A 12,085-nucleotide genomic window follows, 5' to 3' on the forward strand; every position below is an offset into this window, starting at 1 on the left:
TTTATTTTTATAAAACTGCGGGAGTAGCTCAGAGGTAGAGCATAACCTTGCCAAGGTTGAGGTCGCGAGTTCGAATCTCGTTTCCCGCTTTTTTTGAATTTTGTAATGAGTTTTGCATCTTTAAATTTTATTGATAGGATGTAAAATTTTTCAAAGATTCTTATACTCTATAATCTGTTATTTTCTTGGAAAGAAACATAAATGATAGTTTTTTAGGATTTTTTGTCATTATAATTGGAAAAATTTTATGATTTACGCTTCTTTTATAAAGAAGGTATTGAGAGAACAGAAAGTTTTTTTTAAATCTAGAGAAATGATGTTCACTCATTTTTTGAATGAAAGAGGAGTTATGTTATCTTTCATAAACCAGTTGGAAAAATTCAAGTTTCTTTTTCTTAAAAACCGATAAGTTAATGAAACTATCTAAATTGTTTGAAAGAATTGAAATTTTTCCGAAAAATAGAGAAAGAATTGATGTTTTATGAACTTACCTTTGTCGAAAAATATTAAGTAACAATGAAAGATTTAAAAAAAAAATTGTTTTCATAATGGGTCCAACTGCTTGTGGTAAGACCGAATTGGCAATTCACCTGAACCAAATTTTACCAATACAAATTATCAGTGTAGATTCTTGTCTAATATATAAGGGTTTAGATATAGGAACTTCTAAACCAACTCCTGATCAGTTACATAATTATTCTCATCGTCTGATTGATATAGTTGATCCTTCCAATTATTACTCTGTATCAAACTTTCTAAGAGATGCAACTTTAGAAATCAAAAACTCCATTCTTCTCAAGAAGACGCCTTTATTAATAGGAGGAACAATGTTATACTTTCATGCTCTTTTAAGAGGTTTGGACCCATCTCTTCCTAGATCCAACCTAGAAATTAGAAAGATCTTACGTAACTTCGTGAAAAGATTTGGACTTCAAAAAACACTTTCTATCTTTAGAAAGATTCATCCAAAATTGAAAATTTCATCTAATCTTAACGATTTTCAAAGGACATTGCGTGCTATAGAGGTTTTTTTGATTTCTAACAAGAATATTGAAGATTTCAATAATTATGAAAGACTTCTGTACCCAGTTCTAAAAATTGCAATTCTTCCAAAGAATAGAATTGATCTATATTGTCGTATACGAGATCGTTTTTTCAAAATGTTAAAATCTGGTCTAGAAGAAGAAGTAAATCTTTTATACCATAGAGGAGATCTAAATGATAGTTTTCCATCTATTCGTTCCATAGGATACCGTCAGATGTGGTCTTATCTTTCTGGAAAAATAAGTTACGAAAGTATGATATTTGAAAGTATAAAAGCTACGAAAAGATTCGCGAAAAAACAAATGACTTGGATAAAGAACTGGAAAGATCTCCATTTATTTGATTTTAATGAACAAAATAAGATTTTAGAAAAGGTGGCTTGTTTTATAGACTCTTAACTATATTTTTCTGTTTTAAGTTTTACGGAGAATTTAAAGAAATTAATCTTACCATAACTAAACTTTTCAATGAATGTTCGATTTTCTTTTAAATAAAAACTTTCTCATTAAATCACTATCAAAAGATCAATGAAAAGACCAATTTTCTATTTGGATAGTTGTTTTAATAATTTTTTGACTTTGTATAAAGATTGAACGAATTATTTGATATATGATAGTATCCTGTTTTTAATTGAAAGAAACATTTAACGATGTATGTCAGAGTCATTTCAAAGACTTGGGATAGGTTGTATCATTTATGAATTCTAATATTTTAAAAAATCAATTTCGGTCATAAAAAATTATGAATTTGTTTTTCAATTTTTTCAGTTAGGTTCCTATGACTTTATATAAGAGGAAAATATATTCGAATTTCCAGAACTTATGCAACTTGAGAAGCGATCAGAATCCATGGGATCGACGAAAGAGAAAAGATGGAACAGAAAATATGGGTGTGAAGTTAATTGCTAGTAGTTTAATAGACAAGTTGATTGACTTTGTGAAAAAATTTCAAAAAAAAGAAAGAAACTTGAATCAAAACGTTCCAATTGAAAATTGGATCAAAATATTATTTGGAATAATATTGATTTCTTGGATCATAAGTGGATTCTACACAATCAAGGAAAGTGATAGGGGTGTGATATTGCGATTTGGAAAATATCATCGTACGGTAGAACCAGGTCTCAATTGGAAGTATACTTTTGCGGAAAGGGTTGTTCCGATAAACGTTGAAACAATTCGAGAACAAGTGACCAGCGGAATGATGTTGACTTCAGATGAAAACGTCATTCAGGTAGAGATGAATGTTCAATACAGAATTAAAAATCCATCTCAGTATTTATTTAACGTTATTGATCCGGAAAATAGCTTGAGACAAGCAGTGGATAGTGCCGTTCGTGGAATCATTGGGCTTTCTGAAATGGAGAAGGTTTTGACAATACAAAGAGCAATTATTCGAGACGAAACTAAGAAAGAATTGGAAAATATAATTAGGCCATACGAAATGGGAATATCGATTTTAGATGTAAACTTTCAAACAGCTCGTCCTCCTGAAGCTGTAAAAGCATCTTTTGATGATGTCATTGCAGCAAGAGAGGAAGAACAAAAAACCATTCGAGAAGCTCAAGCTTATCGTAATGAGGTAATACCAATAGCTAACGGAAATTCTAAGAAATTGATAGAAGAGGCAATAGCATATAAAACTAGTGTAGTTTTGAAAGCTAAAGGGGAAATAGAGAGTTTTTCTAAAATATTACCAGAATATAAAATTTCTCCTAAAATAACTCGAGAAAGAATTTATATAGAAACTATGGAGAGGGTATTTGATCATAACCAAATTATTCTAATTGACGAAAAAAAAAGCAATATTTTCTTAATCCCTTATGATAGTTTTCCGAAAAGTAATCTATACAAAGATATAGAATATCGAAAGAAACAAGACAATTTCAGTCATCTAAAAAATTCTGTTGGATCAAACATTTCGACAAACATCTATGACTATACCGAAAATTTAAAAAATACTCCAGAAGCGAAAGTACACACCCAAAAAGTTAGGAAGGGTAGATAAGAGATATATATGATAAAGAAATTTTTAATTGGATCAATATCATTTCTGATCATTTCTAGTATTTTATACGAATCGGTGTTTATTGTTCATCAGATAGAAAAGGGAATCATTTTAAGATTTGGAAAAGTTTTGAGAAAAGATGGGAAGCCAATTATATATGAACCTGGACTTCATTTGAAAACTCCTTTTATTGAAAAGGTGAAGATGTTGGATTCTAGAATTCGAACAGTAGATGTACAAGCAGATAGATATCTCACTCGAGAAAACAAAGATCTGATAGTAGATTCTTATTTAAAATGGAAAGTCATTGATTTCAGTAAGTACTATGTTGCTACTGGAGGAGGAGATGTTGATCAGACCGAAACGTTATTGAAAAGGAAATTTAGTGATCGTCTACGATCAGAATTTGGTAGGTTAAATGTTAAAAATATTATTATGGATTCTAGAGGAAGAATGACCATCGATGTAAGGGATTCTTTGAACCACGGAACTATCACAGATCCTTCAAAGGATTTAATGAATCAGTCAAATCCATTCTATGAATCTTCAGAAGAAAAAAGAAGACAGATTTTCAAAAGAGATGTCAGTTCGAATAGCATGGCGATATTGGGAGTCAAAGTGGTTGATGTAAGAATTAAAAGAATAGAGCTCCCATCTGAAGTATCTGAAGCTATATATCAAAGAATGAGAGCAGAAAGAGAATCTGTAGCTAGAAGACATCGTTCTCAAGGAAAAGAAGAAGCTCTGAAGATTAGAGCAGTATCAGATAAATCAGTGACTGAAATTTTGGCAGCTGCTGAATGTGAATCATTGAGATTAAAAGGAGAAGGGGATGCCATTGCTGCTCACTTATATGCAAAGGCTTTTGATAAGGATCCAGAATTTTATTCTTTCTTCCGAATCTTGAAAGCTTATGAAAAAAATTTTGGTAAAAAAAGAAAAAACAATTTAATGATATTGGGAACAAGTTCGAGTTTCTTCCGATATATGCGATCTTCAAATATAAAAAATTAATTTTTTTGAAACATGATAAATTTAAGATGTAAAGGTTTTATTATGAATTATTATTTTCTTTTCATTATTCCACTGATTGTATTCAAAGTTCTTTATTTTAATAAGGAAAGATAGAGAAATGAACAGAAGCGTTGTAATATTAGGGGTACAATGGGGAGATGAAGGTAAGGGGAAAATAGTAGATTTAATGACAAGACATTCTAAATATGTTGTACGTTATCAAGGAGGAGATAATGCAGGACATACGATTTTTTTAAACGAAAAGAAATTGGTTCTTCATACCATTCCTTCTGGAATTTTATACGAAGGAGTTTTAAATCTCATTGCAAATGGAGTTATGATATCTTTAAAATCTCTAAGTGAAGAATTAGAGAGTTTAGAATCTCATGGGATTGATGCTGAGAACCGTCTGGCGATTTCCGGATCTTGTTTTCTAGTTTTACCACATCATGTTGCTATAGATCGAGCAAGAGAGAGAAGAGAGGGTAGTAAAATAGGTACTACACTTCGGGGAATGGGTCCGGCTTATGAAGATAAAGTTGCAAGAAGAGGATTGAAGTTATCCGATATCTTTCATGTAAAATATTTTCAAAAGAGATTAAAAGAGATCATAGATTTTCATAATTTTCATCTCGTTCATTATTATCATTCTTCATCTATCGATTATCAGAAAACTTTAGAGGAGACTTTATACAATTCTAAAAGAATACTAAAGATAGTAAAAGATGTTTCCGAAATACTTCACAAAGCTCATAAAAGATCCGAACCGGTAATATATGAAGGTGCTCAAGGAGCTATGTTAGATATTGATCAAGGAACTTATCCATATGTAACTTCTTCTAATACCACATCTGGAGGAGTCTCTTTGGGATCAGGTATAGGACCGAAACGATGTATAGGTCATGTTTTGGGAGTAGTAAAAGCTTACTCTACTAGAGTAGGATTAGGTCCTTTTCCGACTGAGATAAATGGACCGATCGGAAAATATCTCAGAAAGAGAGGAATGGAGTATGGATCTACTACAGGTAGACCTAGAAGAGTAGGTTGGATTGATATTTTAATGATTAAGAAATCCATAGAATGTAACTCAATTTCTAGTTTTTGTTTAACTAAATTGGATGTTTTGGATGGAGTAGAGACGATCAAAATTTGTGTATCTTATCAGAACAAACAAGGAAAAAGAATTTATACAATTCCTTCATCTTCAGAAGATTGGAAGAACATAGAACCGATATATGAAATTCTTCCAGGTTGGAAGAGGAGTCTTTATAAGACAAGAGATTATTGTCTTCTTCCAAAAGAGGCAATATCTTATGTCAATCGAATAGAGGAATTAACTGGAATTTCTGTTTGTATCATTTCTACCGGTCCTTCTCGAGAAGATTCGATTATTATAAAAAATCCTTTTCATCGTTGATATCAATATTTTGATCTTTAAAGAAGAGGTTGAAATAGATATCATTCCATTTAGAATTAAAGTAAAGATTTTAGTGACATTGAAAAACATAGAGATCGTTTTTCAAATTCGATAGCTTGTAGATTAAACAATTCTTTCATCGATATCTCTTTATATGTCAAAAAAGATAATTTATGGAATTCATACAGTCAATTCATATTTAAATGATAAAAATGTAGTGTTTGAACTCGTGTATATTCTAAAGAATAGTAGGAATAATAGAATCTTTCAAATTAAAAAAAAATTGGAGTCTTTTGGAGTTTCTATCAGATTAGTCAATAGAAGATTCCTAGATCATCTTTCAAATTACATTTCACATCAAGGAATCCTCGCTGTTATTAATTGTTTTCAGAAGAAGGCTTCAATGAACATTTTGAATAAAATACCTTTTCAAAAAAAAATATTGTTTTTGATCTTGGATGGAATTACAGATGTAAGAAATCTAGGTTCTTGCTTAAGAACAGCTCATTTTTTTGGGGTAGACGCAGTGATAGTCTCCAAAAATCGATCTGCTAGAATAAATGAAATAGTTGAGAAAGTTTCTTGTGGAGCTTCAAGATATGTTCCGATGATTCGAACTAATCTAGTCAATTGTATAGAAAAATTGAAGAAATATGATGTTCAAGTACTAGGAACAGATGAAAAGGCTAATCGTAGCATATATGATCTTGAAATCAATGAAAAGAAAATTGCAATTATCGTTGGAAATGAGGAAAAAGGTATACGACAGATTATCAAAAAGAATTGTTCTCGACTATTCAGAATTCCTACCAAAAAACAGACGTCTTCTTTGAACGTTTCAGTTACAGCTGGAATATTTTTATTTGAAGTTTGTCGTCAAAGAAAGGATTCGGTTTTTGAGACTGAAGATCTTTTTTTCGATAAGAACATTTAGTTGAAATTTTTGTTAAAAAAAATATAATGAAGAGAAATTTTTGTTTTTAAAAAAAATTTTTGATCGTTCGGAGAAAAATATGAATCATTATGAGATCGTCCTCATGATCCATCCTGACAAAAGCAATAGAATAGATAAAATATTAACTTCTCTAAAAAATAATGTTAAAGAAATGAGCGGAACTATACATCGGTTAGAAGATTGGGGAAGAAAACAATTATCTTATCCAATATTCAAATTGCATAAAGCTCATTATATTTTGATTAACTTAGAGATATCTAAAGAATTCATTCAAGAAATCAAAGATGAGTTTAGATCGGAAGAATCTATCATTCGGAACATAATTTTGAAAGTTAATAAACCAATTTCGAAACCATCTCTGATGATAAATTGTAAAGAAGTTGAGAATGATCCAAAAGAGAATGTTCATGAAAAATCATTAAAAAAATGAAAGTATGATGATATAGATAAAATCAATTAATTTTTCTAAGTTGGAACGTATTAGTTTTAAAGAGAAATAATGTTTTCTTTTTCAGATTTCTTTGACGGAATAAAGAAATCAAGGATTTATTAGAAAAATAGTGATATTTTTAAATTTAAATCAAAGAGAAAATCAAAATTTTCTCAAATTGAGAAATTTGATTTTTTTAATCAAATAAGATAAATTTCTATATATAAAAAATTAAAATTTAAAAAAACAGGGTATCTGATGAAACACAATTTTTTTCGAAGAAAAAAATTTTGTCGCTTTACAGCAGAAAAAGCAAGAGAGATAGACTATAAAGATATTGAAAAATTGAGAAATTATATTACAGAAAGCGGAAAAATTGTTCCAAGTAGAATTACAGGAACAAAAGTAAAGTATCAAAGAAAGTTATCGAGAGCAATTAAAATAGCTAGGTATCTTGCTCTATTACCGTATACTGATCGTCATTCTTAGGAATATCTAAAAAAGTATTTCAAATTTCAGGTGAATCGACATGGTTAGAGTCATCTTATTGAAAAAAAAGAACAAACTTGGAAATTTCGGAGATCTTTTGGAAGTTAGATCTGGATACGCAAGAAACTACCTTTTTCCAAAGGGTTTAGCTACCATTGCAACTCAAGAAAACATTGATATGATTCAAAAAGAGGTTAGTTCCTTAGAAAGGAAATTCCAATTGAATCTTATAGAAGCAGAGAAGAAAGCAAAAAAAATTAGTTCTTTGAAAGAAATTAAGATTTACGTAAAATCTAAAAGTTCTGGAAGAATTTTCGGTTCAGTTGGACCTTTGGAAATTTGTAAAAAAATGAAAGAATTGGGTTTTTCAGTTCGAAAAAATGAGATAAAAATCAAAGATGGACCTTTTCGAAAAGTAGGGTTGTATCGGATTACTTTTGTCTTTTTTCAAAACATAACTTCTAAAATTAATTTACGTATCGTTTCTTTTTAACTTTTATTCGAATATTTTTAGAAAAGGGATTTTTATCAGTTTAAGTTAAGTATTCATCTCTCTCATCAAGGATCTACTTCAGTTTTTATAGAGTTATTTTTTTAGATTGATTAGTTTTTAAAATTACGGATTTATTTGGAGTACTATGAAAATTGTTTTGTATAGCGTTAGATCGTATGAAAAAATTTTTTTTGAAAAATTGAATCGTAAAAATGGATTTAACCTGGATATACAATACTTGAGTTGTAGATTAAACAAGAATACGATTGAAAAATCCAATGGATCTAAAGTGATATGCACTTTTATTCATGATATGATTGATGAAGAGATTTTACAATTTCTTTTCATTTCAGGAGTTCGATTGATCGCTTTACGATGCACAGGGTTTGACCATGTGGATCTTGAATCTGCCAAAAAAATTGGAATCAAAGTGGTTCATGTTCCAGGTTATTCTCCAGAATCCATTGCAGAATATGCTGTTTCTTTAATATTGTACGCTAGTAGAGGACTTTATCTTTCTTCAAATGAAGAGATTGAAGAGGTTAGAGATACTTTAAAAGATCAGGTCATTGGAGTCATAGGAACTGGAAGAATAGGTTCAATCACTTTAAAAATTTTGAAAGGATTTGGTTCAAAGTTGTTAGCATATGATCCGATTCCAAATCGAGAAATCGTTTCAGAAACTGGCATAAATTATGTGAGTATGGATGATCTTTTAAGTTATTCTCATATAATCAGTTTGCATTGTCCTTTGAATCAAGAAAACTACCATCTAATTAACAAAGATTCTTGTCAAAGAATGAAAGATGGAGTTATCTTAATAAATACCAGCCGTGGAGAACTCATCGACTCAGAATCTGTTCTTTTAGCTATGAAATCTGGAAAAATTCGATTTTTTTGTTCAGATGTGTTTGAAAAAGAATATTTTTTAGAAAATGAAAATAATTGTCCCCTTAAAGAGGAACATCAAGTTTACAAAGATATTTTTAGATCTTTTAAAAAACAAAGGAACTTTTTTTTCACAAGACATAGAGCTTTTCTAACTAAATCTTCTTTGAGGAAAATTGCGAAAATTACCTTGTCTAATATTAATGATTTTCGAAATGGATCATCGTCTCTCAAATACGAGTTAACTTAAAATTCCTTGAAATAAACTGGATATAATTCTTCTACTAGTCGGATATTTCCGTCTTCCCAAGCTTGATTTGCTAAAATTGCCAGATCTATAGCGTTCGGAAAAAGAGAGACTTTTTGATTTTCTTTTATAGATATTTTTTTATTTTTGAAGAATATAGAAAAGTTTGGATGTATTGAACTTTCTAGATTTTTTGAACGACATTCCATCCAAAAGATTGTCCAATCCCTAAGTTGATCAATTTTAGATAATACGTTCTTCAAAAATAGAGTTTGATTATCTATTATTTCGATCCATCTTTTTTTTTGAAGTTGAAAGGAAGAAAAATTTACTCTATTCTGATTGATTCTCAAACATACTACAACTCTTTTAGAACCTAAGCAACGGTATAAACCCTGAGCTATCACCATGGAAGAAGAAAAAGATGCGATGGGTACGTTTATTGCAATTGCCATAGCTTGTGTCGTTCCTACAGATATTCTGGTATTCGAAAAGCCTCCTGGTCCTTCAGTACAAGCTAAAAGATCGATTTCTTTTAGTTGAGATTGAGATCTTCTTAAACAAGTCTCTACTAAAGGTAGGATTTTTTGAATATGTTCTTTATTCGATTTGACTTCTTCAAAAAATATTTTATTTTTTTTGAACAAACAAACGGAACAAAATTGCATCGTAGTTTCTATCGATAATATTTTTGTCATTTTCTTTTAACCAATTCAGATCTATGAAATCAAGTTTTTTAAAAGGTAAAGAATTTTTTCATGATATATAGTTTATTTTAAATATAAAAAGTTCAGAAAATACCCTTTTTAGAAAGAAAAAATTTTCTATTATTCTATCATTATATCTCTATCTTTCTGAATAATTTGAAATACATTGTCACTCATCATTTTCGATTAATTGAATATTATTGAGGTAGTGATTATTTTCTTTAAGTTAGTTCGATTTTTTTTTAAAATTTCAACACTGGAAGATGTTTTTGGTTTAATCTTTTGAAAAAGGATTTATGATTCAAGGACTATCGAAAACTGTCTGCTCCATTTTTCACACAAAATAGGAAATCTATAAAACTACTTGTTGAGGTAAAATTAATCTGTCTAAAGATTGGATTCGTCTCATCTACTTTTTTTTAGAAAATCGTTTTAAAGATAATTTTCTATTTGTTTCGATGTACAATCTTTCAGGATTCTAAATATTGATCAATCGGACTTTTTAAAAAAGAAAAATAAAAAAGTTCAAAAAAACTGTCTCTTTTTAACGAAAAGAAAATGTTTTATGCCAAAAAAATATCTGTTGTTTGATGAATATTTTATATTTATGTAGATTATTATTCCGAGATTAGAATAAACTGAATTTAGTCTTGATTTTTGAAAAAGTATCTATAAATGAAGAGATCAGAACGGGTATTTTATGTTAAAATTTCATCGAATTGAATGAATTGAAATATAAAAATTTATATGAAACAAGGAATGAAAGAATAAAAAATTGAGTATTCTTAAAATTACCTTTGTTACTTGATTAAGATTTTTAATGGAGAATGATCATGAAATTTGAAGTTAGAAAAGGAAATCTTCAAGGAGAAAAATCTCCTTTTGATTGTATCATTACAGAATTTTTTAAAGAAAATAAACTTTCGAAATTGAGTAAAGAAATTGATTCTTCTAGTCATGGATATATTTATAAAATTCTTCTCAGGGAAAAGACAGAAGCGGAAATTGGGAAAAATATGTTGTTGTACGATGTTCCAAATATAATTTCTAAAAAAGTACTTCTAGTTGGATGTGGAAATCTTGGAAATTTGGATAAATTTCAATATAGAAAGATCTTGAGGAAGTCGTTTCAAGAAATTCTTCAAATTAATTCGAAAAGAATCATCTGTAATTTGACATCGCTTCAAGTAAAGGAGACTCATGAATATTTCAAAATACGATATGCAATAGAAATTCTTAAAGAGTTGTGTTATAGATTCGATGAATTTAAAAAAAATAGCCAGAAAAAAAATATTCATCTTCAAAAAATTATTTTTTACTTAGGAAATGAAGATGACATTTCAATTGGAAAGATAGCTATCAAACATGCTGTGATAATTTCTTCTGGAGTGACGTGGACGAAAGATCTTTCAAATATGCCAGCGAATATTTGCAATAGTACTTTTCTGAGTGAAAGAGCAAAAGGATTGGAAAAAAAGTATAAAAAAATTAAAACTGAAATCGTTTCGAAAGAAGAAATGGCTCGAAAGGATATGAATGCTTATTTGTCGGTCGGAATGGGGTCAAAAAATGATCCAATCATGGCTATAATAAATTATCAAGGTGATGTGAGTTGTAAGGAAAATAAGAAAGGACCACTGGTTTTGATAGGAAAGGGGTTGACTTTTGATTCTGGAGGAATATCAATAAAACCTTCTTCTGGAATGGAGCAGATGAAATTTGATATGTGTGGTGCTGCTACCGTGTATGGAGTTATGAGATGTGTTGCAGAACTAGATCTTCCTATTCATTTGATCGGAATATTAGCTTGTTGTGAGAATATGCCTGATGGTATGTCTTATCGTCCCGGAGATATCATTAGAACCATGTCTGGAAAAACAGTAGAAGTCATCAACACTGATGCAGAAGGAAGATTGGTTCTATGTGATGTGTTAACATATGTTAGAAAGTTTAATCCAGATCTTGTCATAGATATCGCAACTTTAACTGGATCTTGTGTAGTAGCTTTGGGTGACGTATATACAGGAATGATGACTAATGATCAGAAGTTAGTATCGTCTTTTATTAGATCTTCTGAAAGAAGTATGGATAAAATATGGCAATTACCTTTAGGAAGAGAGTTGAAAAAATATATTCGATCCGACTGCGCGGATATTGCAAACTCGAATAACCTTTCAGGAGGAGGAGCGATTTCAGCCGGATATTTTCTGAACAGTTTCGTTGAAAACCAGTACAGATGGGTTCATCTAGATATTGCTGGAACTGCATGGAAATCTAATAGATCCGATGGATCTACAGGAAGAACAGTTCCATTACTTCTACAGTTTATTTTAGATTGTTTACGGATATCTCCTAGATAGATTTTTTTAGAAGATTTAGATGTCTCATGAAATGACG

The 12,085-nt window shown here is 29.9% G+C and carries 11 protein-coding genes and 1 tRNA gene; 11 read left to right on the plus strand and 1 reads right to left on the minus strand.

Translation table 11 applies throughout. The features are described 5' to 3' along the window. Window positions 1-17: 17 nt before the first annotated feature. From AOE55_RS01150 to AOE55_RS01195, 10 genes are all read left to right on the plus strand, one after another. Window positions 18-89, plus strand: a tRNA-Gly gene (locus AOE55_RS01150). A 456-nt stretch (window positions 90-545) separates the two neighbouring features. Further along, on the plus strand, window positions 546-1,442 hold the full coding sequence (gene miaA / locus AOE55_RS01155) for a tRNA (adenosine(37)-N6)-dimethylallyltransferase MiaA (protein WP_257787994.1): 897 nt from the start codon (window positions 546-548) through the stop codon (window positions 1,440-1,442). A gap of 379 nt (window positions 1,443-1,821) precedes the next feature. Further along, the gene (gene hflK, locus AOE55_RS01160) at window positions 1,822-3,048 is read left to right on the plus strand and encodes an FtsH protease activity modulator HflK (protein WP_013087540.1); all 1,227 of its coding nucleotides are present in this window, start codon (window positions 1,822-1,824) and stop codon (window positions 3,046-3,048) included. Between the two features lie 9 nt (window positions 3,049-3,057). Continuing rightward, window positions 3,058-4,062 (plus strand): protease modulator HflC, encoded by a 1,005-nt coding sequence (gene hflC / locus AOE55_RS01165; RefSeq protein ID WP_013087770.1) that lies wholly within the window; start codon window positions 3,058-3,060, stop codon window positions 4,060-4,062. 118 nt (window positions 4,063-4,180) lie between these two features. Beyond that, entirely contained in the window at window positions 4,181-5,479 is a 1,299-nt protein-coding gene (locus AOE55_RS01170) for an adenylosuccinate synthase (RefSeq protein WP_013087732.1), read from the plus strand. Between the two features lie 154 nt (window positions 5,480-5,633). Beyond that, window positions 5,634-6,413, plus strand: coding sequence for a 23S rRNA (guanosine(2251)-2'-O)-methyltransferase RlmB (rlmB, locus tag AOE55_RS01175; protein WP_013087920.1), 780 nt, complete (start codon window positions 5,634-5,636; stop codon window positions 6,411-6,413). Between the two features lie 79 nt (window positions 6,414-6,492). Continuing rightward, window positions 6,493-6,864, plus strand: coding sequence for a 30S ribosomal protein S6 (gene rpsF, locus AOE55_RS01180; RefSeq protein WP_041855235.1), 372 nt, complete (start codon window positions 6,493-6,495; stop codon window positions 6,862-6,864). A gap of 258 nt (window positions 6,865-7,122) precedes the next feature. Beyond that, entirely contained in the window at window positions 7,123-7,353 is a 231-nt protein-coding gene (gene rpsR / locus AOE55_RS01185; RefSeq protein WP_013087892.1) for a 30S ribosomal protein S18, read from the plus strand. A 40-nt stretch (window positions 7,354-7,393) separates the two neighbouring features. Further along, window positions 7,394-7,846: a 50S ribosomal protein L9 gene (rplI, locus tag AOE55_RS01190; RefSeq protein WP_013087672.1), complete on the plus strand. Its 453-nt coding sequence runs from the start codon at window positions 7,394-7,396 to the stop codon at window positions 7,844-7,846. Window positions 7,847-7,991: 145 nt separating this feature from the next. After that, window positions 7,992-8,984 (plus strand): NAD(P)-dependent oxidoreductase, encoded by a 993-nt coding sequence (locus tag AOE55_RS01195; protein WP_080611692.1) that lies wholly within the window; start codon window positions 7,992-7,994, stop codon window positions 8,982-8,984. On the opposite strand, the gene tsaB is transcribed toward AOE55_RS01195, so the two are convergent. Then, a complete protein-coding gene (tsaB, locus tag AOE55_RS01200; protein WP_013087445.1) occupies window positions 8,981-9,679 on the minus strand; it encodes a tRNA (adenosine(37)-N6)-threonylcarbamoyltransferase complex dimerization subunit type 1 TsaB in 699 nt (232 codons plus the stop codon). The genes AOE55_RS01195 and tsaB overlap by 4 nt on opposite strands. 842 nt (window positions 9,680-10,521) lie before the next feature. Between tsaB and AOE55_RS01205 the strand changes: the two genes are divergently transcribed. Continuing rightward, window positions 10,522-12,048 carry a leucyl aminopeptidase gene (locus AOE55_RS01205; RefSeq protein ID WP_080611812.1) on the plus strand — a complete coding sequence of 509 codons (1,527 nt, stop codon included), beginning with the start codon at window positions 10,522-10,524 and terminating at the stop codon, window positions 12,046-12,048. Window positions 12,049-12,085 lie beyond the last annotated feature (37 nt).

It is taken from the genome of Candidatus Riesia pediculicola, assembly GCF_002073915.1.
In the GTDB taxonomy this organism is placed as follows: Bacteria; Pseudomonadota; Gammaproteobacteria; order Enterobacterales; family Enterobacteriaceae; genus Riesia; species Riesia pediculicola.